This window comes from Marivivens sp. ABH4_498 (assembly GCF_056160585.1).
Window position 1 is genome coordinate 500,624 of record NZ_JBSWXL010000001.1, and the last position, 26,210, is coordinate 526,833.

General features: G+C 56.4%; 27 protein-coding genes. 7 read left to right on the forward strand and 20 right to left on the reverse strand.

The window, feature by feature from the left end; translation table 11 throughout:
- The first annotated feature begins 101 nt into the window (after window positions 1–101).
- Entirely contained in the window at window positions 102–1,121 is a 1,020-nt protein-coding gene (locus ACXAGA_RS02595; RefSeq protein WP_475115945.1) for a hypothetical protein, read from the forward strand.
- Here the strand turns inward: ACXAGA_RS02595 and ACXAGA_RS02600 are convergent.
- The 6 genes from ACXAGA_RS02600 to ACXAGA_RS02625 all read right to left on the reverse strand — a co-directional run bounded on the left by ACXAGA_RS02600 (window position 1,118) and on the right by ACXAGA_RS02625 (window position 6,867).
- Window positions 1,118–2,287 (reverse strand): hypothetical protein, encoded by a 1,170-nt coding sequence (locus ACXAGA_RS02600; RefSeq protein WP_475115946.1) that lies wholly within the window; start codon window positions 2,285–2,287, stop codon window positions 1,118–1,120. The genes ACXAGA_RS02595 and ACXAGA_RS02600 overlap by 4 nt on opposite strands.
- A gap of 87 nt (window positions 2,288–2,374) precedes the next feature.
- The gene (gene upp, locus ACXAGA_RS02605) at window positions 2,375–3,007 is read right to left on the reverse strand and encodes a uracil phosphoribosyltransferase (RefSeq protein ID WP_475115947.1); all 633 of its coding nucleotides are present in this window, start codon (window positions 3,005–3,007) and stop codon (window positions 2,375–2,377) included.
- On the reverse strand, window positions 3,004–3,993 hold the full coding sequence (locus ACXAGA_RS02610; RefSeq protein ID WP_475115948.1) for an adenosine deaminase: 990 nt from the start codon (window positions 3,991–3,993) through the stop codon (window positions 3,004–3,006). Before ACXAGA_RS02610 ends, upp begins: the two co-directional genes overlap by 4 nt.
- Complete coding sequence (locus ACXAGA_RS02615) at window positions 3,990–5,174, reverse strand: phosphopentomutase (protein ID WP_475115949.1); 1,185 nt, start codon at window positions 5,172–5,174, stop codon at window positions 3,990–3,992. Before ACXAGA_RS02615 ends, ACXAGA_RS02610 begins: the two co-directional genes overlap by 4 nt.
- Window positions 5,171–6,475, reverse strand: a complete 1,305-nt coding sequence (locus ACXAGA_RS02620) for a thymidine phosphorylase (protein ID WP_475115950.1) — start codon at window positions 6,473–6,475, stop codon at window positions 5,171–5,173. The genes ACXAGA_RS02615 and ACXAGA_RS02620 overlap by 4 nt, the downstream gene beginning before the upstream one ends.
- Complete coding sequence (locus tag ACXAGA_RS02625) at window positions 6,475–6,867, reverse strand: cytidine deaminase (RefSeq protein ID WP_475115951.1); 393 nt, start codon at window positions 6,865–6,867, stop codon at window positions 6,475–6,477. Before ACXAGA_RS02625 ends, ACXAGA_RS02620 begins: the two co-directional genes overlap by 1 nt.
- Before the next feature lie 152 nt (window positions 6,868–7,019).
- Between ACXAGA_RS02625 and ACXAGA_RS02630 the strand changes: the two genes are divergently transcribed.
- Together ACXAGA_RS02630 and prpE are read left to right on the forward strand one after the other, a co-directional pair.
- A complete protein-coding gene (locus ACXAGA_RS02630; RefSeq protein ID WP_475116222.1) occupies window positions 7,020–9,323 on the forward strand; it encodes an NADP-dependent malic enzyme in 2,304 nt (767 codons plus the stop codon).
- A gap of 220 nt (window positions 9,324–9,543) precedes the next feature.
- On the forward strand, window positions 9,544–11,433 hold the full coding sequence (gene prpE, locus ACXAGA_RS02635) for a propionate-CoA ligase PrpE (protein WP_475115952.1): 1,890 nt from the start codon (window positions 9,544–9,546) through the stop codon (window positions 11,431–11,433).
- Here the strand turns inward: prpE and gloA2 are convergent, their stop codons facing one another.
- Both gloA2 and ACXAGA_RS02645 read right to left on the reverse strand, forming a co-directional pair.
- Window positions 11,434–11,817 carry an SMU1112c/YaeR family gloxylase I-like metalloprotein gene (gloA2, locus tag ACXAGA_RS02640; RefSeq protein WP_475115953.1) on the reverse strand — a complete coding sequence of 128 codons (384 nt, stop codon included), beginning with the start codon at window positions 11,815–11,817 and terminating at the stop codon, window positions 11,434–11,436.
- Window positions 11,817–12,575 (reverse strand): NAD kinase, encoded by a 759-nt coding sequence (locus ACXAGA_RS02645; RefSeq protein ID WP_475115954.1) that lies wholly within the window; start codon window positions 12,573–12,575, stop codon window positions 11,817–11,819. The genes gloA2 and ACXAGA_RS02645 overlap by 1 nt, the downstream gene beginning before the upstream one ends.
- Window positions 12,576–12,790: 215 nt before the next feature.
- Here ACXAGA_RS02645 and glyA point away from each other — a divergent pair, with 215 nt between their 5' ends.
- Both glyA and ACXAGA_RS02655 read left to right on the forward strand, forming a co-directional pair.
- A complete protein-coding gene (glyA, locus tag ACXAGA_RS02650; protein WP_475115955.1) occupies window positions 12,791–14,080 on the forward strand; it encodes a serine hydroxymethyltransferase in 1,290 nt (429 codons plus the stop codon).
- A 108-nt stretch (window positions 14,081–14,188) separates the two neighbouring features.
- Window positions 14,189–14,941 carry an alpha/beta fold hydrolase gene (locus tag ACXAGA_RS02655; RefSeq protein ID WP_475115956.1) on the forward strand — a complete coding sequence of 251 codons (753 nt, stop codon included), beginning with the start codon at window positions 14,189–14,191 and terminating at the stop codon, window positions 14,939–14,941.
- A 117-nt stretch (window positions 14,942–15,058) separates the two neighbouring features.
- Here ACXAGA_RS02655 and ACXAGA_RS02660 read toward each other — a convergent pair whose 3' ends face one another.
- The 3 genes from ACXAGA_RS02660 to lepA form a co-directional block, all read right to left on the reverse strand.
- Complete coding sequence (locus tag ACXAGA_RS02660) at window positions 15,059–15,274, reverse strand: CTP synthetase (protein WP_475115957.1); 216 nt, start codon at window positions 15,272–15,274, stop codon at window positions 15,059–15,061.
- A gap of 136 nt (window positions 15,275–15,410) precedes the next feature.
- Complete coding sequence (locus ACXAGA_RS02665) at window positions 15,411–16,115, reverse strand: DUF4145 domain-containing protein (RefSeq protein ID WP_475115958.1); 705 nt, start codon at window positions 16,113–16,115, stop codon at window positions 15,411–15,413.
- A gap of 65 nt (window positions 16,116–16,180) precedes the next feature.
- Window positions 16,181–17,980, reverse strand: a complete 1,800-nt coding sequence (gene lepA, locus ACXAGA_RS02670; RefSeq protein WP_475115959.1) for a translation elongation factor 4 — start codon at window positions 17,978–17,980, stop codon at window positions 16,181–16,183.
- Window positions 17,981–18,123: 143 nt separating this feature from the next.
- Between lepA and ACXAGA_RS02675 the strand changes: the two genes are divergently transcribed.
- Window positions 18,124–19,314: a DHH family phosphoesterase gene (locus tag ACXAGA_RS02675; RefSeq protein ID WP_475115960.1), complete on the forward strand. Its 1,191-nt coding sequence runs from the start codon at window positions 18,124–18,126 to the stop codon at window positions 19,312–19,314.
- A 15-nt stretch (window positions 19,315–19,329) separates the two neighbouring features.
- Here the strand turns inward: ACXAGA_RS02675 and ACXAGA_RS02680 are convergent, their stop codons facing one another.
- Both ACXAGA_RS02680 and ACXAGA_RS02685 read right to left on the reverse strand, forming a co-directional pair.
- On the reverse strand, window positions 19,330–19,638 hold the full coding sequence (locus ACXAGA_RS02680; protein WP_475115961.1) for a hypothetical protein: 309 nt from the start codon (window positions 19,636–19,638) through the stop codon (window positions 19,330–19,332).
- Window positions 19,639–19,650: 12 nt separating this feature from the next.
- The gene (locus ACXAGA_RS02685; protein ID WP_475115962.1) at window positions 19,651–20,508 is read right to left on the reverse strand and encodes a GAF domain-containing protein; all 858 of its coding nucleotides are present in this window, start codon (window positions 20,506–20,508) and stop codon (window positions 19,651–19,653) included.
- Between the two features lie 224 nt (window positions 20,509–20,732).
- On the opposite strand from ACXAGA_RS02685, the gene ACXAGA_RS02690 reads away from it, so the two are divergent.
- A complete protein-coding gene (locus ACXAGA_RS02690) occupies window positions 20,733–21,044 on the forward strand; it encodes an arginine transporter (protein ID WP_475115963.1) in 312 nt (103 codons plus the stop codon).
- On the opposite strand, the gene ACXAGA_RS02695 is transcribed toward ACXAGA_RS02690, so the two are convergent.
- Genes ACXAGA_RS02695 through ACXAGA_RS02725 form a run of 7 tightly spaced genes read right to left on the reverse strand, consistent with a single transcriptional unit; the run spans window position 21,028 to window position 26,210 of the window.
- The gene (locus ACXAGA_RS02695) at window positions 21,028–21,444 is read right to left on the reverse strand and encodes a low molecular weight protein-tyrosine-phosphatase (RefSeq protein ID WP_475115964.1); all 417 of its coding nucleotides are present in this window, start codon (window positions 21,442–21,444) and stop codon (window positions 21,028–21,030) included. The two genes, ACXAGA_RS02690 and ACXAGA_RS02695, sit on opposite strands and share 17 nt — an antisense overlap.
- 2 nt (window positions 21,445–21,446) lie before the next feature.
- The gene (locus ACXAGA_RS02700; protein WP_475115965.1) at window positions 21,447–22,112 is read right to left on the reverse strand and encodes a DUF1523 family protein; all 666 of its coding nucleotides are present in this window, start codon (window positions 22,110–22,112) and stop codon (window positions 21,447–21,449) included.
- 7 nt (window positions 22,113–22,119) lie between these two features.
- Complete coding sequence (locus ACXAGA_RS02705) at window positions 22,120–22,386, reverse strand: hypothetical protein (RefSeq protein ID WP_475115966.1); 267 nt, start codon at window positions 22,384–22,386, stop codon at window positions 22,120–22,122.
- Window positions 22,386–23,717 (reverse strand): DUF6638 family protein, encoded by a 1,332-nt coding sequence (locus ACXAGA_RS02710; RefSeq protein ID WP_475115967.1) that lies wholly within the window; start codon window positions 23,715–23,717, stop codon window positions 22,386–22,388. The genes ACXAGA_RS02705 and ACXAGA_RS02710 overlap by 1 nt, the downstream gene beginning before the upstream one ends.
- The gene (locus ACXAGA_RS02715; RefSeq protein WP_475115968.1) at window positions 23,717–23,959 is read right to left on the reverse strand and encodes a hypothetical protein; all 243 of its coding nucleotides are present in this window, start codon (window positions 23,957–23,959) and stop codon (window positions 23,717–23,719) included. The genes ACXAGA_RS02710 and ACXAGA_RS02715 overlap by 1 nt, the downstream gene beginning before the upstream one ends.
- A complete protein-coding gene (locus ACXAGA_RS02720) occupies window positions 23,959–24,285 on the reverse strand; it encodes a hypothetical protein (protein WP_475115969.1) in 327 nt (108 codons plus the stop codon). Before ACXAGA_RS02720 ends, ACXAGA_RS02715 begins: the two co-directional genes overlap by 1 nt.
- Window positions 24,282–26,210 (reverse strand): AAA family ATPase, encoded by a 1,929-nt coding sequence (locus ACXAGA_RS02725; protein WP_475115970.1) that lies wholly within the window; start codon window positions 26,208–26,210, stop codon window positions 24,282–24,284. Before ACXAGA_RS02725 ends, ACXAGA_RS02720 begins: the two co-directional genes overlap by 4 nt.

The window sequence follows — 26,210 nt, forward strand, 5'->3', positions numbered from 1 at the left end:
ACTCTGCCGCAAACGGATACGCGACCCCCGTTCTGATCGCGACAACACAGGCTGGCCCAAAGGTTTTGAACTGGCTATATTGCCAGAAAAAGAACGAGCATATGACAGCATTAGATCAATTCGCAAAACTGGAAAGTCTGGGGATCTGGCGACCGGACCCCGACGCGCAACGCCGCGAGGTGGTTGTTTCCTTTGGCGATGCGACATTGATCATCCGCGATAGCGCAGATCGCCCGCTGGCCCATTGGTCGTTGCCAGCTGTCGTCCGCATGAACGCAGGGTCTCGGCCTGCGATTTTCGCCCCCGACGAAGACGGCACAGAAACTATCGAGATCGAAGATGATCTGATGATCGATGCGATTGAAAAGGTACGCAAAGCAGTCAATCGGTCGCGCCCCCGCCCCGGTCGTTTGCGCGGCGCTGGCGCGATGGTATCCATTGCCGCCGTTGTGGGATTGGGCGTTTTTTGGGCACCAAATGCGTTGCGCGACCACACACTGAACGCCGTCACAGATGCAACGCGCAGCGCAATTGGCGCAACTCTGCTGGGGCATGTGCAACGCCTCACGGGTGCCGTTTGTGATAGCCCGCGTGGTGCGCTGGCCCTAAGCACCCTGAAAGATCGGGCTTTGGGGGCAGATAGCGACGTGCAGGTTCTGATCGTTCCTGATGCTGTTTCAGAAACGTTGGTTTTGCCGGGCGGGATCATTCTGCTGAATCGGTCATTGGTCGAAGACTACGAAGATCCAGCCGTCCCTGCTGGCTATATTATTGCAGCCAATCAGGCTCGGATTGAAAACGATCCTTTGGGCGATGTCCTAAACGATGCAGGCATACGGGCGACTTTCCAACTGCTCACCACGGGCGAAATGTCTTCGGAAATTTTGCGCAGCTATGCGGAACATACGGTCGGACAACCTTTACCCACCATCAGCACCGAACAACTGCTTGCACGGTTCGAAGCCGCCCAAGTCTCTAGCCGTCCGTTCGCCTATGCCATCGATATAACGGGCGAAAGCACGCTGGCCCTGATCGAAGCGAACCCAGTGAACCCAACCCAAGCGCCTCTGATTTTGGGCGATGGGGATTGGGTCGCGTTACAGGGTATCTGCGGGAATTAATTCAGGCCACGATTTGGGTTCAGGCGATCATCGTCCCAAACCACTTCGTATCCGTTTGGCACAATCGGTTCGCCATTCGCCACATACGGCGGATTCGATGCTGGAACCGCGCGACCAAACAATCCGCCTGTCGACGGGTTGAAATCTGAACGACCTGCCTGAGCCGAAGACCGAGCAATGCCCGCCGACGGTGATTGCGTCTGCGGGCCACAGCGTACATTTGCACCGGCCATATATTGGGCGCTGACGCTGTCGAAATTGCATGACGACGGCACGGGTGCTGCGGCAGGTGCCACTGTCGGCGCAGGGGCCGGCGTAACAACAGGTGCAGGCGCGGACAAAACGGCCGTCGCGGGGCGATCAACAGGCACATAGGTCGTACCGGTGTTGGTTGCCACAGGAACGGGATTGCTGGCTGGAATACGGTTTCCGCCCCAAATGGATTGCGTTTGCGGACCACAGCGCACTTCGACATTGCGACCAGAGGTGGTGACGGTCTGGCTTAGGTTTGTGCAGCGCGCATCGCCCACAGGGGCTGTTGGCGCAACTGTTTCGGCGACAACCACAGGCGCAGGGCCGCAGTCAATGAATTCACCCGTCGCCGCATTTACGTACTGACGCTGAACACCGTATTTGCCCTGACACACCTGCGACAATGTCATGCGAACGGGTTCAGGTTCACGCACGACAGGTGCTGGTGTTGGCGCAGGCGCAGCTGCGGCAGCATCGGCAATGACGCGCGACGCAACAGATTGCGGCGACGGCATCGTTGTCACAGATGCGACCGTTTCAATGGGGTCTTTGTTCGTTGTCGGCGGAACAATGGTTTCCGCAATGATACGCGGTGCGGCAGCGGCTGGCGCAGCAGGCTGATCGATTGTGATGATCGGCACGTTCGATGGCAAAGGCGACGGGATCGCAGCGCCAATAGTGGGTTCAAACCCGCACAGCTGCTGACGATCACGGGACAGACGCGGCACCCAATTGACCGTTCCAGCCATACCGGCACGCACAAAAACGCAGCCCTGACTGTCAACATATTGGTTCGCGTCATAGCTGGCTGGGGGGAATTCGGCAGGTACAGGGGTCTGCGATTGGGCGTACCCAATCTGCGCTACGCCGCCCAAACACGCCGCGATAAACCCGATAATCCGAGCGCTCGACATCTGCACCTCATACTCTTTTAGGTGAAGATGCCCGAATAACCCTTATCTGTAAAGCATTTGGACACGCTATAGGTGCCAGACATGTGGCTATTTTGTGCCAAACATCCGATCACCCGCATCCCCTAGGCCTGGTGTGATGTACCCTTGATCCGTCAAACCATCGTCCAAAGCCGCCGTAACAATGGGCACATCTGGGTGCGCCTCTTTCATTTTTGCGACGCCTTCTGGGGCTGCCAGCAAGCACAAGAAAATGATATTTTTTGCGCCCGCGTCTTTGATCATGTCAATCGCCGCAGCCGACGAATTGCCCGTTGCCAGCATAGGATCGACCACGATCACCACACGATCTTCGATCTCGGCGGGGACTTTGAAATAATATTCGACGGGTTGCAGCGTTTCTTCGTCGCGGTACAGCCCCACGAAACCGACCCGAGCAGATGGAATCAGTTCCAGAATACCGTCCAGCAATCCGTTGCCCGCGCGCAGGATCGACACCAGCGCCAATTTTTTACCGTCCAACTGCGGCGCATCCATTTCGCACAGCGGCGTTTCGATTTTCTTGGTCGACAAAGGCAGATCGCGGGTGACTTCGTAGGCCAATAGTAACGAAATTTCCCGTAACAGCTGACGGAACACTGCGGTCGACGTTTCCTTTTCCCGCATAATGGTCAATTTGTGCTGTACCAGTGGGTGCGACACCACTGTTAGATGGTCGGTCATTTCGTGGTCTCCAATCGTTTGGCGATCTTATCTCTGGTTTCAGCGTCACAGAATGCCGCGTCCAAAGCTGTTTGATTCAATGCGTTAAAATCAGTTTCATCCCAGCCGAAAGCAGCGGCCAGATCATCATATTCTTTGGTCATCGTCGTCTGGAAAAACGGCGGATCGTCCGTCGAAACGGTGACCTTTACACCAGCGTCGCGCAGGGCTTTGATCGGGTGATCGTTTAGATCACCAGACGCGTTCAGGAACACGTTCGATCCCGGGCAAACCTCTAACACGATGCCTGCAGCGGCGATGCGGTCAACCAAGGCGCGGTCTTTGATCGCGTTGATGCCATGACCGATCCGTTCGACGCGCAGGTCGTTGATCGTGTCCGCCACCATATCAGGGCCGCCCCATTCGCCCGCGTGGCAGGTCAGTTGCAGGCCTGCTTCGCGCGCCATATCGAAACTATAGGCAAAATCGCCGGGCCGATGCATCATTTCAGCACCGCCCATCCCGAACCCCGTCAGAAAATCCCCCGCCGTTTCGGCCGCGCATAGGGCGCTGCGTTTCGCCATTTCAGGCCCGAAATGGCGGATGCAGGTGGCGACGCCTTTGATCGTGATTCCGTGCTGGGCTTCGGCTTTGTCTGCGGCCTCTTTGATCGCGGCCAGATAGTCGCGCCATGCGGACACATCCGATCCACCGCAAAAATCGGGCGATATAAATAGTTCGGTGTAGACCACGCCATGCTGCGCGGATTGTTCGGCCACGGCCGTGCACAGACGCGCGAAATCTTCGGGCGATTTCAGGACCGAAGTTGCGCCCTCGTAGACCTCTAGGAAATGATCGAAATCGCGATAGGCGTAAGTGCCGTCGGGATTGAAAATCTTGGACAAATCCACCTTTTTCTCATGCGCCAACTGGCGAATGAATTCGGGCGGCGCGGCGCCTTCGAAATGCAGGTGAAGTTCGACTTTGGGCAAGGATTGATAGGTCATGTGTTGCCTCCTGAGGATATGGGCGGCAAGCCCAGATGATCGGCGACCAAATCCGCCACATCGGTAAAGGCCATGTGGCCCAATTCTTTGTGCCCCAACCCATGAACCAGAACAGGCACACGTTCACGGGTGTGATCCGTTCCGATCCATGTCGGGTCATTGCCGTGATCCGCGGTGATCACCAACAGGTCGCCTTCGCCCAAGCGGGGCAGGATGTTCCCGATTTCCGCGTCGAACCATTCCAGATGGCGCGCGTATCCTTCGACATCGCGGCGGTGCCCGTATTCACTGTCGAATTCGACGAAATTGGCAAAGGTCAGCGACCCTTCCTCGGCGTTATCGACCCAGTCCGACAGATGCTGCATCAGGGCGTTATCGCGGCCTTTGCGCACGTCCGTGATGCCGCGCATCGAAAAGATGTCACCGATTTTGCCAACCGCATGCACAGGACGCCCCGCAGCCGCAGCCACATCGCACAGCGTATCGGCAGGCGGCGCGATGGCGAAATCTTTGCGGTTAGACGTGCGGGCATATTGGCCGTTTTCGCCAACAAACGGGCGGGCAATCACGCGGCCAACGCGCATGTCATGCAACATCGGCGCAACCGCGCGGCATAGGTCCAGCAAACGATCTAGTCCAAAGTGTTCTTCGTGCGCAGCAATCTGCAAAACGCTGTCCACCGACGTGTAACAAATCGGCCAACCCGTTTTGACGTGTTCATCGCCCAACCGTTCAATGATTTCCGTCCCCGAGGCATGACAGTTCGCCAAAATCCCGCCGGTCCCAGCCGCCTTGCACAGCGCATCAACCACATTTGGGGGAAACGAATTTTGCTTTGCTTCAAAGTACGACCAATCCCACGGCACAGGAACGCCAGCCAGTTCCCAATGGCCGCTTGGGGTATCTTTGCCGTTCGAAATTTCGGTGGCAGCACCCCATGCGCCCGTCACGGGGCCATCCAAACCAGTAGCGGTTTCGCCTGACGCCAATTCGACGGCACGCCCCAACCCCAGCGACGAAAGCGTCGGTAATAGCAAAGGCCGGATAGGCGCCATTGCAGCGGCGATATGAGCGACCGTATTTGCGCCGGTGTCAGGCTGACCATCGTTGAAAAATTTATCGGCGTCCGGCGCGCCGCCGATGCCGACGCTATCCATCACGACCAGAAACGCACGCGTCATGGGTCAATCCTTTCATGCACCACAGGATGATCGGGGTCAGCGCCCCCAATCGTCAAGGATGACAATATGTTAGCCGCAGCACGATCTGCGTCGCTATCATTTTTCGCATGGACCCAGCCAATAGGATCGCCCTTTTCCACCCGCCTGCCTAATGGGATGACATCCGTTATACCGACCGACGGATCGACCCGATCCGTTTCGACCATGCGCCCGCCGCCTAATTCCACCACAGTTAGACCCAGACGTTGACCATCCCAACCGCTGACAATCCCGCCTTCGGGCGCTGCGACAGGCCGAACAACGGGGGCAACCGGCAAATGCGTGCGCCAATCTTTGTCCATATCGGGCGGGCCGCCCATTTCGAATACCATCTGCGCAAAGCGGTCCATCGCGGCACCCGACGCGATGGCTTCGGCGATCATTTCTTCGCCTTCGCCTTCGGATCCGCCCGACAACGCGATGATACGCCCACCCAAAGCGACCGTTAGGTCATGCAACCGCGGCCCTGCCAAACGGTTGCCCGACAGGATTTCCATACAGGTCGCAACCTCGACCGCGTTACCCAAATTCGGAGCAAGCGGTTCATTCATATCCGTGATAAACGCAGCCGTGTTGCACCCTGCCCCGTTTGCGGTCTGCACCAACGCCCGCGCCAAATTTCGCGCGTCATCCGCCGTTTTCATAAACGCGCCAGAGCCGACTTTGACATCTAAAATCAGCCCATCCAGACCAGCTGCCAGTTTTTTCGACAGGATGGATGCCGTGATCAAATCAATGCTTTCAACCGTCGCGCTGACGTCACGGATGGCATATAACCGTTTGTCAGCAGGCGCGATCCGCCCCGAAGCGCTGACAATCGCGCAGCCGACTTTGTCCAGCAGCCCATGTAAACGCGCACTATCAACGTCAGTGACCAGACCTGGGATCGATTCCAATTTATCCAGCGTGCCGCCCGTATGGCCCAAACCACGCCCCGAAATCATCGGCACATAAACACCGCAAGCCGCCAAGGCAGGTGCAAGGATCAGCGACACACAATCGCCAACACCGCCCGTCGAATGTTTGTCCATCACAGGACCATCCACCCGCCATTTCAGCACGTCACCAGAATCGCGCATCCCCAAGGTCAACGCGACGCGGCCTTCGTCGTTTAGGCCATTCAGCAAAACCGCCATGGCAAACGCGCCAGCTTGGGCGTCGGTGACAACACCGGTCGCCAGACCATGCGCGAACCAGCCAATCGCGTCGCGCGATGGCACCTGTCCATCGCGCAGCTGACCAATGATCGTCCGAGCATCCATCAGGTGTTGCTCATGTGGTCGGTCGTAAAGACGCCAGGCAATAAATCGCGCGCTTTCATTTCCAGAACATCGCCGTTCAGATTGTACATTTTTACAGGGGCATCGGGGTCGGCAAACTCTGATAGCTTTTGACGACATCCTCCACAGGGCGTGACTGGCGTCGGGCTATCTGCGACGACGGCGACCTCAACAATCTCACGTTCACCAGCGGCGCACATGGCGGCAATTGCGCCCGCTTCGGCACAGGTGCCTTCGGGGTAGGCGACGTTTTCGACGTTACAGCCCACATAGACATTGCCGTCTTTGGTTTTTATCGCCGCGCCAACATTGAAATTCGAATACGGCGCATAGGCATTTTCCCGCACCTTGATTGCGTCATCAAACAAAGACATCGAAACCCCGTTTTATCATTTGGTAAAATGTGCCCTGACATTGGACCAGTTGCAACCCGCAACCGTGGAAACACCCTGACTGTGCTGAATTGAATTTGCAACATGCGCCCATTTTACGCTAAGGAAGGCGTAACGACGCAAAATTGTTTAATATTAAACAATCACAGGATGACCAGATGACCGACAAGAGCCAAGACAATCTACGCCAAGCGGCGCTGGACTATCATGAATTCCCAAAACCGGGGAAATTGGAAATCCGCGCAACGAAACCTTTGGCCAACGGTCGCGACCTTGCACGCGCCTACTCCCCCGGCGTGGCCGAAGCCTGCGTCGAGATTAAAAACGACGCGGACACCGCACGCAAATACACATCGCGCGGCAATCTGGTGGCCGTTGTGTCGAACGGTACGGCTGTTTTGGGTCTGGGCAACATCGGCGCACTGGCGTCCAAACCTGTAATGGAAGGCAAAGCCGTCCTGTTCAAAAAATTCGCCAACATCGACTGTTTCGACATCGAAGTGAACGAACCAGACCCTGAAAAACTGGCCAATATCGTTTGCGCGCTGGAACCAACCTTTGGCGCGATCAACCTAGAAGACATCAAAGCGCCAGACTGTTTCATCGTCGAAAAAATCTGCCGCGAACGCATGAACATCCCTGTGTTCCACGATGACCAGCACGGCACCGCGATTGTTGTTGGCGCAGCCGCTACCAACGCGCTGCATGTCGCAGGCAAAAAATTCGAAGACATCAAAGTCGTCTCTACAGGCGGCGGCGCGGCGGGTATCGCCTGCTTGAACATGCTACTGAAATTGGGCGTGAAACGCGAAAACGTCTGGCTGTGCGACATCGCTGGTCTGGTCTACGAAGGCCGCGAGGCAGAGATGACCCCGCAAAAGGCAGAGTACGCGCAAAAATCGGACCTGCGCACCTTGGATGACGTGATCGACGGCGCGGATCTGTTCCTTGGCCTGTCTGGCCCGAATGTTCTGAAACCGGAAATGGTCGCCAAAATGGCCGATCGCCCTGCGATTTTTGCTCTGGCGAACCCGAACCCAGAAATCCTGCCCGAAGACGCGCGCGCTGTGAAACCCGATGCGATCATCGCGACTGGCCGTTCGGATTTCCCGAACCAAGTGAACAACGTCCTGTGTTTCCCGTTCATTTTCCGCGGCGCGCTGGATGTGGGCGCGACCGAAATCAACGACGAAATGAAAATCGCCTGCGTTCAGGGCATCGCCGAACTGGCCCGCGCCACCACCAGCGCCGAAGCCGCAGCCGCCTATCAGGGCGAAAAACTGAAATTCGGCGCGGATTACCTGATCCCGAAACCGTTTGACCCGCGCCTGATGGGCGTTGTTGCGACCTCGGTTGCGAAGGCCGCGATGGAAACGGGCGTTGCCAAAACGCCGCTGGATGACATCGACGAATACAAACGCAAACTGGATGGGTCGGTGTTCAAATCCGCCATGCTGATGCGCCCCGTATTCGAAGCCGCCCGCAGCGCGTCGCGCCGTATCGTATTTGCCGAAGGCGAAGACGAACGCGTTCTGCGCGCGACCCAAGCCGTCATGGAAGAAACCACCGAAACCCCGATCCTAATTGGCCGTCCTGACGTGATTGCGGCCCGTTGCGAACGTGCAGGCCTGAAAATCCGCCCCGGTGACGATTTCGAAGTCGTGAACCCAGAAAACGACCCACGTTATTACGAATACTGGTCTACCTATCATGAACTGCTGGCACGTCAGGGTGTGACCCCAGACAGCGCAAAGGCGATTTTGCGCACCAACACCACCGCCATCGGCGCGATCATGGTCCACCGCGGCGAAGCCGACAGCCTGATCTGCGGCACATTCGGCCAATATCTGTGGCACTTGAACTACGTTAGCCAGATTTTGGGCCGCGACACGCTGCACCCTGTCGGCGCGCTGTCCATGATGATCCTAGAGGACGGCCCCCTGTTCATCGCGGACACCCATGTGCATCCAGAACCAACCCCCGAACAAATCGCCGAGGCCGTCACAGGCGCCGCGCGTCACGTTCGCCGTTTTGGCCTGAAACCGAACATCGCGCTATGTTCGCATTCGCAGTTCGGCAACCTTGATATCGACTCGGGTCGCCGTATGCGCGCTGCGCTGAACATTCTGGACAGCGAGCCGCGCGATTTCTGTTACGAAGGCGAAATGCACATCGACTCGGCCTTGGATGCTGAATTGCGCAGCCGCATTTTCCCGCACAGCCGCATGGAAGGCACCGCCAACGTGCTGGTCTTTGCAAACTCTGACGCGGCATCCGGCGTGCGCAACATTCTGAAAATGAAAGGCAGCGGCCTAGAGGTCGGTCCGATCCTGATGGGCATGGGCAACAAGGCGCACATCGTCACCCCGTCGATCACCGCGCGCGGCCTGCTGAACGTGTCGGCAATTGCGGGCACCCCAGTGTCGCACTACAGCTAAGAATCTGGGCCGGACAGCCAATTGGTTGCCCGGTCAACAATTTGCAAATTTCGCGAAATTTTAACTCGTCGTGTAAAATACGCAAAACTTTGCAAAGTCTTCACACCCACCTATCCGAAATATCCACCTATTTTGATCTGTTTGCGGCAGTCTGGACGCTAACATCATTGCGCGGAAATACCCCCTCCTCCTAAGTTTTGTTCAAGAGGAGGAGCCCGCCATGACATATAAAGACGTATACGACGCTTGGAAATCGGACCCAGAGGGGTTCTGGATGGAACAAGCGGGCGCAATCGCATGGGACGAAAAACCATCCAAAGCGCTGTTTGACGAAAACGCACCCGATTACGAATGGTTCGCCGATGCAAAGGTGAACACCTGCTACAACGCCGTTGACCGTCACGTTGAACAGGGCCGCGGCGAACAGGCCGCTATCATCTACGACAGCCCGATCACGGGCACGAAACGTCAGATTTCCTATGTCGAACTGCGCAATCGCGTGGCATCGCTGGCGGGGGCCCTGCGCGCGAAAGGCGTCGAAAAAGGCGACCGCGTCATCATCTACATGCCGATGATACCTGAGGCGTTAGAGGCGATGCTGGCCTGCGCACGTTTGGGCGCGATCCATTCGGTGGTTTTCGGCGGCTTTGCGGCGAACGAACTGGCGGTGCGTATCGATGACGCAAAACCCAAGGCGATCATCGCTGCCTCCTGCGGTTTGGAACCGAACCGCGTGGTTCACTATAAACCGCTGCTGGACGGCGCGATTGAACTGGCCGAACACAAACCTGATTTCTGCGTGATCTTTCAGCGCGAACAAGAGGTCGCCGAACTGATCGAAGGCCGCGATTATAACTGGCATGGGTTCCAATACGGCGTCGAACCCGCCGAATGCGTTCCGGTCGAAGGCAACCACCCTGCGTATATCCTGTATACCTCGGGCACCACGGGTCAGCCCAAAGGCGTCGTGCGCCACACGGCGGGCCATCTGGTTGCGCTGAACTGGACGATGAAAAACATCTACAACGTCGATCCGGGCGATGTGTTCTGGGCAGCATCAGACGTGGGTTGGATCGTTGGACACAGCTATATCTGCTACGGCCCGCTGATCCACGGCAACACGACCGTCGTGTTCGAAGGCAAACCCGTCGGCACCCCTGATGCGGGCACGTTCTGGCGCATGATCCAAGAATACAACATCCGCGTTCTGTTCACCGCGCCCACCGCGTTCCGCGCCATCAAACGCGAAGACCCCAAAGGCGAATACGTCAAAAAATACGATCTATCGTCGCTCAAGGCGCTGTATCTGGCAGGCGAACGTGCAGATCCTGACACCATCATCTGGGCGCAGGACCAGCTGGGCGTGCCTGTCTACGACCACTGGTGGCAGACCGAAACAGGCTGGACTATCGCAGGCAACCCCGCAGGGATCGAAGCGCTGCCCGTCAAAATCGGATCGCCAACCGTTGCGATGCCGGGCTACGACATCCAAATTCTGGACGACGCAGGCCACCCCGTCAAAGACGGCGAACTGGGCGCGATTGCGGTGAAACTGCCGCTGCCTCCGGGCACGTTGCCGACACTGTGGAATGCGCGGGACCGTTTCCATAAATCCTATCTGAACAATTTCCCCGGCTACTATGAAACTGGGGACGCAGGGATGAAGGATGACGACGGGTATCTGTACATAATGGCCCGCACCGACGACGTGATTAACGTGGCTGGCCACCGCCTATCGACCGGCGCGATGGAGGAAGTTCTGGCATCCCACCCTGACGTGGCTGAATGCGCCGTGATTGGTGTGACCGATCAGCTAAAGGGCCAGTTGCCGCTGGGTTTCTTGTGCCTGAACGCTGGCTGCACCCGTGATCACCGCGATGTCGTGGCCGAGGTTGTCAAACTGGTCCGCGATCAGATCGGTCCAGTGGCTGCGTTCAAATTGGCCACCGTCGTGGATCGCCTGCCGAAAACCCGTTCGGGCAAAATCCTGCGCGGCACCATGGTGAAAATCGCCGACAACGAAGATTTCAAAATGCCCGCGACCATCGATGATCCGGCCATTCTGGATGAAATCCGCGAAGCGTTGTTGCCGATGGGCTATGGCAAATAATCAGTTGGAGTAAATTTCCAGCGGCAAACCATCCGGATCGGCAAAGAATGTGAATTCCTTGCCGGTCTGCGCGTCAACGCGGATCGGTTCGACCTGCACGCCTTTGGCCGTCAGGTCCGCCACAACGGCGGCCACATCCGCGACGCGAAACGCCAGATGCCGCAGCCCACGGGCTTCGGGGTAGCTGGGTCGAACGGGGGCATTGGGGAATGTGAACAGTTCGATCTGGCTGCCGTCTGGCAATCCCAGATCCAGTTTCCAACTGTCCCGATCCGCGCGATAGGTTTCGGCAATCACGCGCAAGCCCAGCACATCTATATAGAACGATTTGGACCGATCATAATCGGACGCGATGATGGCGGCATGATGAATGCCCAGCAGCATCAGACGAACTGTTCGGAAATCAAACGTTCCTCTAACCCGTGACCCGGATCGAACAGGATACGGTGGACGATGGATTTGTCGCTTTTGATTGTGACCTTGGACACGTCGCGCACCGATTTGCCGTCCGAATCCGCCATCACGGGGCGTTTTTTCGGGTCGATCACATCGAATTGCACCACAGCCGAATTCGGCAATAGCGCCCCACGCCAACGGCGCGGACGGAACGCAGCCACAGCAGTCAGCGCCAGAACGTCCGATCCAATCGGCAAAATCGGGCCGTGCGCGGAATAGTTATAGGCGGTCGATCCCGCAGGCGTCGCAACCATCACGCCGTCACAGACCAGTTCGGCCATACGCAATTTACCATCCACGGTGATCCGCAGGCGGGCGGCTTGGGGGCCTTCGCGCAGCAGGGATACTTCGTTAATTGCCAGCGCATGATGTTCGCTACCGTCATTGGTGATCGCAGTCATGGACAGCGGGTTGAAATGTTCCTCTTCTGCGGCGGACAGGCGGAACATCAGGTCTTCTTCGTGGTATTCGTTCATCAGGAACCCGACGGTGCCGCGGTTCATGCCGTAAACGGGGATATCCAACGCTTGGGTCGCGTGCAGCGTTTCCAGCATAAAACCATCCCCGCCCAAAGCGACGATGATCTCAGCCTCTTCCACGGGAACGGGTTTGTGGCGCGCGACCAACCGTTCCAACGCGTTCTTTGCGGTGGGGGCGTCACTGGCAACAAATGCGATCTTGTGCATATCCGGTCTCCGATCTTTGACCTAATGGTTAGCACCCAAAAATTTCCCCTGCACCCGTCAAAGTCGCTTATCGGCGAAAAATTCACCTCATCGGCACCAAGATTCAGAACTATGCTTCGTTTTCATGATGATTATGACGTTTTCGCGGCTTTCCTCATTGGCTCAGACCACATAATAAGCGGGCAACACCAACCCCTCAGCCAGAGGAAGCGACTATGACTGCCACTGACGCCGGCTTTTTCACCGAAAGCCTAGAAACCCGCGATCCCGATCTGTACGCCGCTGTTCAATCCGAACTGGGCCGTCAGCGTCACGAAATCGAACTGATCGCATCGGAAAACATCGTTTCCGCTGCTGTAATGGAAGCCCAAGGTTCGGTTCTGACCAACAAATACGCCGAAGGTTACCCAGGTCGTCGTTACTATGGCGGTTGCCAGTACGTAGACATTGCTGAAAATCTGGCAATCGAACGCGCGTGCAAACTGTTCTCGTGTGAATTCGCAAACGTTCAGCCAAACTCGGGTTCCCAAGCGAACCAAGGTGTATTCCAAGCGCTGCTGCAGCCAGGTGACACCATTCTGGGCATGTCGCTGGACGCAGGCGGCCACCTGACCCACGGTGCAAAGCCTAACCAGTCGGGCAAATGGTTCAACGCTGTTCAGTACGGCGTGCGCCAGCAAGACAGCCAGATCGACTATGACGCGATTCAGGCACTGGCAACCGAACACCAGCCAAAAATGATCGTTGCAGGTGGTTCGGCCATCCCACGCATCATCGATTTCGGCAAAATGCGTGAAATCGCAGACAGCGTTGGCGCATACCTGCTGGTCGACATGGCACACTTTGCTGGTCTGGTCGCTGCTGGCCTGTACCCATCGCCATTCCCACACGCGCACGTCGCAACCACCACCACGCACAAAACGCTGCGCGGTCCACGTGGCGGCATGATCCTGACCAACGACGAAGCGCTGGCCAAGAAATTCAACTCGGCTATTTTCCCTGGCATTCAGGGCGGCCCGCTGATGCACGTCATCGCAGGCAAAGCTGTTGCTTTCGGCGAAGCACTGCGCCCAGAGTTCAAAGAATACCAGAAACAGGTTGTTCTGAACGCACAAGCATTGGCTGACCAGCTGATGAAAGGCGGTCTGGACATCGTGACCGGCGGCACCGACAGCCACCTGATGCTGGTCGACCTGCGCCCCAAATCGGTCAAAGGCAACCAGACCGAAGAGGCACTGGGCCGCGCGCACATCACCTGTAACAAAAACGGCATCCCGTTCGACCCTGAAAAACCGACCGTGACGTCGGGCATCCGTCTGGGCTCGCCTGCAGGCACCACCCGCGGTTTCAAAGAGGCCGAATTCCGTCAGATCGCTGACTGGATCGTCGAAGTTGTCGATGGTCTGGCTGCGAACGGTCCAGAAGGCAACGGCGACGTCGAAGCCAAAGTCCGCGCCGAAGTAGAAGCGCTGTGCGAAAAATTCCCACTGTACCCGAACCTGTAATCGGTCAGTGACATGACATGAAAACGGGGGCCATTGCGCCCCCGTTTTTTATGGCGCCCACCCTGCCGCGCGCTATATTCGCCGCGATAGATGACAAAGGTATTTCCCATGCTGAACATGATCCGCCACGGCACCCCGACAGACCGCCCGCCCCTGCTGGTGGTCCACGGATTGTTCGGATCGGCCCGCAACTGGGGCGTGATCAGCAAACGCCTGTCCGACGAACGCGAAGTCATAGCCGTCGACCAACGCAACCACGGCGACAGCCCGCGCTATGACAGCCACACCTATTTCGACATGGCCGATGATCTGGCGCAGGTGATCGACGGCAAATGGGACGTGCTGGGCCATTCGATGGGCGGCAAAGCGGCGATGGTTCTGGCGCTGAAATACCCTGAAAAAGTGAACCGCCTGATCGTGGCAGACATCGCGCCCGTGGCCTATACCCACACGCAAACGCAAAACATCAACCGTATGCGCCGCGTTGATCTGGCAACCGTCAAAGACCGCAAAGAGGCGGGCGAACAGATGGGAGATCTGGACGACGGGCTAGAGGCGTTTTTCCTGCAGTCGCTGGACCTAAAAGAACGCCGCTGGAAACTGAATCTGGACGCGTTAGAGGCGAACATGGCCGACATCGTCGGATTTCCTGACGTGTCGGGGCAGTTTGACGGCGAAACGCTGTTTTTGTCGGGCGCAAAATCGGACTACGTGCTGCCCGAATACCGCGCCCGCATCCGCGACCTATTCCCCAATTCGCATTTCGCCAAATTGCCGGGGACGGGACACTGGCTCCACGCGGAAAAACCGCGCGAATTCGAAGCCGCCGTGCGGACGTTCCTGAACCTAGAGTATAGCTGACGAATAGATCGTCACGATGGCGAGGATGGCGATAGAGACAAGGTAGATAGCGGGCAAACGGGTCATTTCGGGCTCCTTTGCCATGTCTAACGCCCGCGCCCCGCCTTTCCGTCGCGCCTAATTGCTATACAGCGCCTTTGCCACGAAATAGGCGACAGGCACGGCGACCACCGCGCCGAAAACCGCCGCTCCGACCAAAGGCCACAGCCCAGATATTCCCGCAACCAAGGCCGCAATCACAGCCGTCGACGCCAGTGTCGATGCGATCAGGGAATACAGCGTGAGGGCAAGGCGGATCATGGCGAGACAGTGATGCTGTGAACGGTTCGTCATCCCTATCGCAGCCCGCGCCCCACATCATTGATATGCATCAAGCCCCCCGATCAGATTTGCGGGCAGTGCCCGAACCGAGGGCGGAAAGCAAAGCGCCCGCCCGTGGGGGCGGTTCGGGCGCTGCCTGCTACGCGGGCTATTTGGCGGCTCTTCGCTCTTTCCTACGTTGTTCCGCAAGTTCCAGTCTCTTTGGATCCGTATAAACTCTTATCAAAAGCTCTGTTGTGAAATCTGCGAGTTCCTCAGCATCAATTTCTGTTAGAGTGCCATCGTGTGCGGCATCATTCCCATCGAGCCTGATACTGGTCGCGAGGTCTTTCAGCCCGTTAGGAAAGTGTCCTTCATCCACCAACCATTCAACCCGCGCATAAATTGTATTTAATTTGCTCGACTTGGATGCAATCAATCTGTCGATTTCTTTTTTTGTGACTTGATCAAGTACTAGGCGGTACATCGCACCAGCAGCATTGAAGCAATTATTAGCGAGCGCGGTGTTTCCTTCAGATAGCAAAACCTCAATCTCGTCGGGGAGGTGCTCCGGTGGTTTTCGTCGGTTCCTGCGCCCCATCACGATGGGGCCTTTGTCGTTAAACTTATACCGGGACGACAAATCGATATCGAGTGCAGCAAGCGCATTGCTCTCGACCACTTGGGAGGGAACGGACGAAACCTTAGCTAAAATGCGTCGAACGTGCGTCAACTGACAGTTCCGACACATCACGAAGCACTCCAGCAGGTAATTGTTATTACCAAAATCCACCCCGCTGCACGCCGAGCCCAAAATATCGTGAGTTGAATTCGTTGCGTCACACCGAACGCAGTCTGTTACATACTGATTCATGGTCACCACAGAAAAAGCCGCCCCAAATTGGAGCGGCTTTAGTATTCAACACGTTAGCGTGTTTATCAATCATCCATTTTCAACGCAGAGATGAACGCCTCTTGCGGGATTTCGACGCGGCCGAATTGGCGCATCTTTTTCTTACCCGCCTTCTGTTTGTCCAGCAGTTTGCGTTTACGCGTCGCATCGCCGCCGTAACATTTCGCCGTCACGTCCTTGCGCATCGCCGATAGGGTTTCGCGGGCGATGACTTTGCCGCCGATCGCTGCCTGAATCGGGATTTTGAACATGTGACGCGGGATCAGATCCTTTAGCTTTTCACACATCGCGCGGCCACGCATTTCGGCGCGGTCACGGTGCACCAGCATGGACAGCGCGTCCACGGGCTCTTCGTTGACCAGAACGGACATCTTGACCAGATTGTCCTCTCGGTAGCCGATCACCTGATAGTCAAAGGACGCGTAGCCTTTGGTCACGGATTTCAGGCGGTCGTAGAAATCGAACACCACTTCGTTCAACGGCAGGTCGTATTCCGTCATCGCGCGCGAACCCGCGTAGGTCAGGTTCAGCTGGATACCGCGGCGGTCCTGACACAGTTTCAGAACGTCGCCCAGATATTCGTCGGGCACCAGAATGGTCGCTTTGATGCGGGGTTCTTCGACGTGGTCGATCAGGGTCACATCGGGCATGTCGGCGGGGTTGTGCAGTTCTTTGACCGTACCGTCCTTCATGTGCATGTGATACACAACCGACGGCGCGGTGGTGATCAGTTCGATGTTGTATTCGCGTTCGATGCGGTCGCGGATCACCTCTAGGTGCAGAAGGCCCAAGAAACCGCAGCGGAAACCGAACCCCAGCGCGGCCGAGGTTTCCATTTCATAGCTGAACGACGCGTCATTCAGCGCCAGTTTTTCGATGGCGGTACGCAGGTCTTCGAATTCGGCAGAATCGACTGGGAACAGGCCACAGAACACCACAGGCTGCGACGGTTTAAAGCCCGCCAGCGGAGTCTCGGCGCCCTTTTTGTCGTGGGTAATCGTGTCACCAACGCGGGTGTCGCGGACCTGTTTGATCGACGCGGTCAGGAACCCGATTTCGCCCGGTCCCAGATCGTCAACAGGCAGCATACCCGGTTTAAACACGCCAACACGGTCGACGTGATGGACGGTGCCGTTCGACATAAATTTAATCTTGTCGTTCTTTTTCAGAACGCCATCAACAACGCGAACCAGAACAACAACGCCCAGATAGGCGTCATACCACGAATCCACCAGCATCGCCTTTAGCGGCGCATCGCGATCGCCTGTTGGCGCGGGCAGACGTTTGACGATCGCCTCTAGCGTTTCTTTGATGCCGATGCCCGATTTCGCGGACACTTGCAGCGCTTCGGACGCATCGATGCCGATCACGTCTTCGATCTGTTCGGCCACGCGTTCGCAGTCTGCTGCGGGCAGGTCGATTTTGTTCAGGACAGGCACGATTTCGTGGTCTGCCTCGATCGCCTGATACACGTTGGCTAGGGTCTGCGCTTCGACGCCTTGGGTGGAATCGACGACCAACAATGATCCTTCGACGGCGCGCATGGACCGCGACACTTCGTAGGCAAAGTCGACGTGGCCGGGGGTGTCGATCAGGTTCAGCACATAGGTATTGCCGTCATCCGCCTTGTAATCGATGCGCACGGTGTTCGCTTTGATCGTGATGCCACGTTCGCGTTCGATGTCCATGGAATCCAGCAACTGCGCCTTCATATCGCGGTCCGCAACGGTTGCGGTGGATTGGATCAGACGGTCGGCCAAGGTCGATTTACCGTGGTCGATATGTGCAACGATCGAGAAGTTCCGGATAAGGGACAGGTCGGTCATGGGATAGGCAGCCTATATGGGGTTCAGCGCCTGTCTATGTAGGGGTTTTGGCCATTTTGCAAGAGGCAGATCAGGATTGACGTCACGGGGTTGTGATCCGCGCATAAAGTGCCCAAATTAACCATAGGTTGAGCGAGGGTGAAATGAAGGTAAAATTCGATTTTGAGTCTTGGGCGGTAGACCAAACGCCTGAGGTGCGCAGCGCATTTGCAGGTATAACGGTGGCGCGCGGATTGCCAACAATTGGTACCGACGGCATTCATTCAGATTTTCAGCTTGATCTTATTCTATGCCGGGCGATCCTAACCGCACTTGTTCGCAGCGTATTTTCTACGAAATCTATTGAGAACGCCGCCGGTAATTCTGCGTACGACAATGCAAATGCATTTGTTGCAATTTCGTCTGAAGAGCCCATCCGCGAATTAGCATTTTCTGCGGCATCAGCCTGCAAGGCTGCTTCGGATTCAACCGCTGTTCATAATGCTGTTACGTTTGCTGACCGTTCGTCCATTGCCTATTCGACAGCATTTATGTCCACGATCTCGGCTGTGACTGGAGGACCAGAAAAGATGCTCTCAGAGCCGCTTTGGCCCCCAAACGATATGCCTAAACGTTTGCGCGCCAAATGGGTTTCATTACAAATGGCTTGGCGCTCGGACCCTGCAATGGCATTCTGGATCGACTGGTACGAAGGCCTGTTAGAGGGCCGCGCACCCGATTGGGAACTCTGGCGCCGCATTGCTGAAATTGATAACGAAAAATGGGAGAGCGGACCAAAGGCCGTCGCGGCAGAGATTGAACGGATCAAGGCCGCAGAATGGATGCCACTGGCCAAATCCGTGATCGCTCGCGCAGAAACATTGGCCCCGCTTGCCAAGCTTCAGGCACAGGTGATTGAGGACACTCTGACCGCTATCGTCAAGCAGTTGGACAGTACGGATAAGGTGCCAGACGAATTAGAACCTGTAGACCGCCTGCGTTCGAAACTCAATGGGTTGTCGATCGCACTAAGCGCAACGAAGTCGGAAGAGGACAAAGCCAAGGTTGTCGCGCAGATTATCCGTGAGATGTACCTAACAATTCGCGAACTAAATGACCGACTGAACAAATCACGCAGTTGGGCCCAACGTCATCCTTGGAAAGCCGTCACAATATCGGGGACTGTTGCGGCAGGGTTGGGCGGCATCGTGACAGGCGTCGCGATGAGTTTCTTAGGCGGCGCAGACGCAGAAGTTCAGCAGGTCATCAACAATACCTACAATAATCACATTCAGCTATGCACCGCCGATGATCTAACCGAACTATCGGAAATTCCCGAAATCGTTGATACCTAGCCGTGCACCCCGACATCACATCGTCGACATGGCCTCTCGGTCGTAGTTGAACACGGCGACGGCGGACATTTCTTGGAGTTTGATCGTAAAGGATTTGCGCAATCCGTCGAACACCTCGCCTTTGGCCGCACAGAATTTTTTCATTTCGGACGCGCTGTCGAAACGGACGGTGACGGATACTTGGCCCTCTTTGTCCAGCAGGATCGACAGGTTCGCAATATTTGCGTCCGCAATGGACCCTCCGATTTCTTCGGATAGGAACGACACCGCGATTTTGGCTTCGTCGATGCCCGGGAATTTTAGGTTGTAGACTTTGGTAAACATTGGCTTTGTTCCTTAGAAATCCAGATCGTCCAGCATCGCGCCCAACAGTTCATTATCCTTGAGAGGTGATGCAGCGACCTTGTAGCTGGATGGTCCCAGTCCGTGGTCGGTTTTGATGGTGCGGCCCTTGGGTGTCAGGTCTAGGCCCGCGTCCGTTTGTTCGACCAGCCCTAACGCGCCCAGCAGCGTGACCTCTGACGACGATAGAGTTTTTCCCGAACATATTTTCAAAAATGCCAGAGCTTCATCAACGGATCCCATGCCATTCTTTTTCAGGGCCGACATGACCTCTAGCGCTTTGTCGGCGATCAGTTCCTGTTGATCGGCCTGCAATTGGACCGACATGGTCATGTCCGCAGCCACGCCCGACAACAGGTCGATCTGTTCGTCCGTCAATTCGCGCGGTTCGAAATCCACGGCGCATAGCGTGCCCAGAACGTAGCCTTCGGACGTGACCAACGGGAAACCGGCCCAGAACACCCAGTGGGGATCGCCAATAATCAACGGGTGGTTTTCGAACGTTGGGTGCAGGCGCATGTCATTCACGATGATCGGTTTCGTGCTTAGCAATGCGTGCTGGCACAGCGTCTCGTTGCGTGCGACCTCTTTGGCGCCCAGCAGGCAGCCGGTGAAATTTTCAGACAGGAAATACTGGCGCGCTTCGTCCAATAGGCCTGTGTAGGCGATTGGGACACCTGCGATGTGTCGAAACAAGCGGGTGTAGATATCGAACCGCGATAGGTTTTCGCTGTCCATCAACCCCGACCGTTTGACCGAGGCAAGCCTACGATCTTCGTTCGCGGGGATGGCGGCGACGACCGCCTCGGGGGGGCGTTCTGCCGTTACGTTCATGTTTGTAGCTTCGGTCATGTGCTCTCCTCTTACACATATGACGATGTTACGCTTCTTTTTCAGCGACGGATCATGCCGCTATGCTTTTCACCTTGGCGCTATCCCGCAGAATAGCCGCAGCACAAATGCGCGAAATCCAGCCGACGGGGCACGTAGACATCGGGCGCGTGTTCTGGCACCTTATACGCAACCAGCCCGCGACGCGGCATAGATCAGCGCCGGGCCAGAGCAGAGGTGAAAACATGATCCGTTTTACGATGGCAGCTGCGGCATGCCTTGTTCTAGTGTCTTGCGGTGCGGGACGTGTTTCTGGCGAAGTCGGCAATGCCTGCATGAACGGCGGTCGGTCGGCTGCAAATCCGGCACTGTGTTCTTGCGTTCAACGCGCGGCGAACCAGACGTTACGCGGATCGGATCAGGCGCGCGCAGCTGAATTTTTTGCTGACCCGCATCAGGCGCAGGAAACACGCCAATCGAACCGTTCAACGGACGAAGCATTCTGGGCGCGATACCGCAATTTCGCACGCACGGCGGAATCTATGTGCCGCGCGTAACCAGCGCCTGCGCGGCTGCCTGGATGATATCCAAACAGCCGTCAAAATCACGGGTGTAGTACGGATCGGGCACTGGCCCGTCTGCAAACAGTCGAACCGGAGTTTCGTTTCCCGCTGGCCGCATCCGTTCGACATTCGCCAAATTATCGCCATCCATACAGCAGATCAGATCAAAGCGGTCAAAATCGGCGCGGCTGAATTGGCGCGCACGTAGATCCGACATCTGGATACCACGGGTGCGCGCCGCCTGCTGCATGGGACCATAGGGTGGCTCTCCGACGTGGTAGCCTCCGGTGCCGCAGCTATCGGTCACCCAATCAGGCGCAAGGTCACGCACCACTGCCTCTGCCGCTGGCGAACGGCAAATATTCCCCAAACAAACGAACAGAACCGACGGCATGGTTATTTCGATTTCCAGCTGTCCATCCAGCGGCCAAGGCGGGATTTGCGTTTCGCAACGCCGGCTTCGACTTCGTCCCATTTATGGCCAACGCGGTCCATAGCAGGATCCAAAGACCGTTCGCGGAATTGGAACCATGCGGCGCGGACAAACAAGATACCTGCCATCAACGCGATAAAGAACACAATGTTAAACCACGGAATAATACGCATATTCGGGTCTTCGATCGGTTTGATCGAAATCGCGTTGGGGTAAATGCTGAATACTCGGTTTCGCCAACCATAGTGCGTGATCATGTAATACTGACCGTCCGCTTTGGCGTAATCGGCGGCCTCGGCCTGCAGGTCAGAGCTATCGAATTTGAAATAGGGCGGCCAAATCCAACCCGTGTCTTCGTTGCGGAATACCATCGTATCGTCGCCGCCGCGGATCAGACCCAACAGATAGGTCTGTTTGCGCACGGTGTTGATCAATCGCAAATCGCGGGTGGTTTGTTCGACGCTGCCGCTGTCGGCCTGTGCATAGAACAGACGGTTAAAACCGGAAAAATCCTGACGAATGATTTCTGTCGATGTAATCCGCGCAATGTCATGCTGCGGCAGCACGTAATGAAAGAACGGCAACAACAGTACAGCGACAACCAAACGAAAGAACGATTTTAATTTCATCTTATTCTCAATTCACCAGATACATGATCACGCCAACCGTCACGATCGGCACGACGTAGACCAAAAAAATCAGTTTTTTACGAAAACCGGTTTCGTATTTTGCCATTCCAGCGTTGATATAATCCGCACGCGCGGCAGGATCACCCCCTGGATTGTCGTGATCCCAATGTTTTTCCAACCGTTCGCGCCGAACCGATCGCGAATAGATCGAAACTACGAAATAGATGGCCGTCAAAACGACAAAGCCCAAAACCATCGTATACACAAAACGCATCACCGCCCCCGTCTGACCGCACCCCAAGGGCCAACCGCATCTACAATACCGCGTTTTTCGGTTTTTGGCACGTTCGGCAACCCGTGATGCCCAAATAATTTGGCGCGTGTGCCCGCTTTGTCTGCGGCATATTCACGGGCCAGAAAATCCGCGACGTAATCTTTTTTCGCATCCGACCATTTGGCGTAGTCCGCATAAAACGCATTTTTGTGGCAGATGAACAGCTGCCTGACATCCAGTGGGGACAATTCGGCCAAAAGCATATTCACCAGATCGGCGTTTTTGGTATCGGATGCCCGCAGAGAATAGAAATATGCAGGATGATCGCTGTCGATGCGGGGCCATTCCCCTACACCTTCGGCCCAGCGCGCCAGAGCGGCCAAACCTTTCCATTCGGGCGGCAGGTCAGCCGCAAACTTACGGCCCAAAATGCGCATGTCGCGCCGCGTTGCGCCCACCAAAGTTTCACCGTGACGCGCGGCGACCTCGGCCACGATGAAATCCATTTTCTGATGCAAAATCGAGGCCGCATCGACGCCGCGCGCATCTGCCAATGGTTCAGCCAGTCGGTTCTGGCGCAGGAATTTCGCAATCGCACCCCGATCCGACAACGTGATCGATTTGGCATCTACATCCAGCCGATCATGCGCAATCACGACCGGATCGCCGTAACTGCGAAACAGATAGACGCCGCCGAAATGCGCTGTCCAAAAATCATCGGCGTCAAAACTGTCTTGGGTCAATGTCACCGGATTGCGCGTTACATCACCCGTTTCTTTGGCCAGCCCGATCATTTCGCCGATCAGCACATCATCCCACCATGCGTCCGGTTCTGATTTGAACCGATCAATCATCTTGCCCAACTTGGCCGCTGTTTTCACGGTGCCTTGGGTCGTGTCGGCTTCGATTGTGATGCGGCGAATGTTGAACAAATCATCTGGCGTGTCGGCATGATAAACCGAATTCACCATTTCGCCCGCAACGGCATCACGGGCAGTCAGTGCAAACAGTTGTTCGTGGTTTGCGTCGATAAATTGGCGCAATATCCCGCGAGAGGTTGAAAACTTTGCATCCAGCAAAGGCGCGGTTTTCTGTTCGGTCGTCAGCAGGATAAATTGCCGGTTCACGCCTGACTGGTTCAGATACAACGGATCGCCCAATTCGTCTGCGACCTCGGGTGAAAAACCGGAAATGTCGATGTGAAATTCGGTCTGTTCTGTCTGTCGTCCCGTCAACGATTTCAGGGCACGGTTGTAGCGTTCCACCAAAACAGGGCTGTCGATGCGCACCAGATTGCCGAACATCAATCCTTTTTCAATCAGGCGATACATCACTGCCCCCTATCGCGAAAAAGCAAGATACCGACCCAGATCGCCAGTATGAACATGCCGGCAAAACAGCCCAAAACCAAAAACGCCGAAAACACTTCGGCAGGGGTATCTGTTGCCGCGCAAATGCCATCGGTCATAGGGGACACCAGCCCCTTTAGCCCGCACATCTGGATCGTCATCGCAGTTGCGATCCCAAAGGCCGTGACCAAGGCCGCAATAAAAGGCGCTGCGACACGTTTCATCACCACACCTCTTTCGTCCATTTGCGTGGCAATCCCGCCAGCGACAAAATCATAATGGGGGCCCAGATGAGGGCCGAAATCATAGATAGCCGTCCGAAATACCCGATCGCGGGCCCGACCCCGTCCATCAGCATCGCAGACAAAGGCATGCCTTGGATCACGTATAGGACCATGAAATATCCGATGCCCAGACAGCCCATGATCAACGTGGATAGCAAAGCGTTCAACAAAAGCGGGCGGACGCCTTCGGGTAGAAGTTTCCCCAAAAGGCGCGGCACGAACCAGCCGATCAGCGCCAATATCACGGCGGGGATGAAAATAGTCATGCCTTGCCCTCTAGGTAGCGGCGCTTTGCTTCTTCGGACAGGCGCAGATCGCGGACCATTTGGTCGATGGCGGCTTCGTCGGATTTGCCCGAATAGCGGAATTCACTATCGGCGTAGCGGTTGATTTCCTGCAGCACCATATCGGTCGTGATCGCCTGGCGCAGGTCGGCAATCATATTGCGTTTGGTGTCATAATCTTTGCGCAAGAACAGATCGGGGTTTTCCATCCATTCGTCGGGCAGTTCAAAATCCATAGCGCGGACTTTGACAGCGTCGGTGATGTTTTTAATCGCGCGGCCCGTGAACCTAGGATCGGCCTCTTGGATCGCTTTTAGATAGCTACCCAGTTTGGCGATGGTATCAGGCTGCCCGATCTGACCGTGCAGACGGTCGAAAACCTGTTCCAAACGCGGCTCTTTCGGGCGGTTGTGGGATTCAAAACTGCGGGCGACGGCCCGTTTGATTTGCTGCGCCGAAAACAGATCATGCTGGCCCAGCGGGATATCGTGATTTTTGCCCAGCAGCAGCGATAGAATATCGATGTAATCTTCGCGCGTTTGGGGGCCGTCCACCAAAAACCGCGCCCCTGCCCGTTGGCGCAGCGCATCATCCACGTTTTCGGGGAAATTCGAAAACATCCCAAACGTGCAGTTCCCGCGCACAACGGTGTTTGCGCCGGCGAATGCCTCCATGAATACGGCGGTGACCTCTTGTTGGCCAGCGCTGGACTGACGGTCGCCGCGTTTGCCTGCGATCTGGTCGATGTCATCAATCGTGCCGAACCCGATGACAGATGGGTCCAGAACGGTGTTGATAAACGCTTTGGCATTTTGGCCCGATTTGCCCTGATAGCTGTCGATATTGTCGATGCCGAAATTCTGATACCGGAACGGATAGCCCGCGATCTGGCAATAGTCATGCACCATCCCCGCCATCATCTGGATCAGCGTTGTCTTGCCCGTCCCCGGCGCGCCATCCCCCATAAAGGTAAAGATGAAACCGCCCAATTCGGCGAATGGGTTCATTTTGCGATCGAAATCATAGGCCATCAGCATTTTGGCCAATTTCATCGCTTGATATTTGGCGATGTGGTTACCGACGACTTCGTGCGGTTTCTTGAACTGCATCGTTAGGGTCGTTGATTTCGCGGCGCGGGCAGCCGTGAACCCGTTAACCACGAACCCGTCGTCGCTGCGCCAGCTGCCATCAACAAAGGCCCCCAAACGCGGCGCATTGGCGGCGCGGGCGGCGACCTTTTCCATCAACACTTCGGCAAAGCTGACAACGCGGGCGACCAGATGTTCGTCGCTGTCTTCGCGGCCTTCGATCTGGCGTTCCAGTTCCCACAGCGCACCCTGCATCGCGAGCAAGGCGTTGTCAGTCAGCACCTCGACCACGTCGGGCTGATCGACGGTCACGTCAGACACACGGTCGGCCAAGGCAAAGGTCAGATAGGACGCAAAAACGTGCAACGTGGCCAAGGCTTCGGCGGATAACGCTTCGGCGAATTCAACGGATTTCGACGGGGCCATGCCGCCCTGCAGATTGGCGCGTTTCAGGTCGGCCAGCCCGCTGTGTTCTGCAAATTGATCGCCAACCGTGCGGGCCACGGCAATCGCGCGGCGCAGCGCGTTCAAAACAGCCGACTGCGAAGGCGACATAAGGCCGTCGTTTGAATTCAGCTCTTCGATCGTTTCGATCAGGTGGACGCCTTCGTTGCGGGTGGACCGCGATGCAGCCAAACCGGGCGTCGTGGCCCGAAACGCGCGGCGCGCCCCGATGCCAGGCGACCGTTCCGGCAAAGACGCCACAGGTTTGCCGATCCGCGGGGCGTGATCGAACCCTTGCAACAGCGCCAGCGCGGCAGGGTAATGTTTGCGAATGTCCGCTTCGCGCAGTTCCATCTGTCCAGTGTTCTGGCTCAT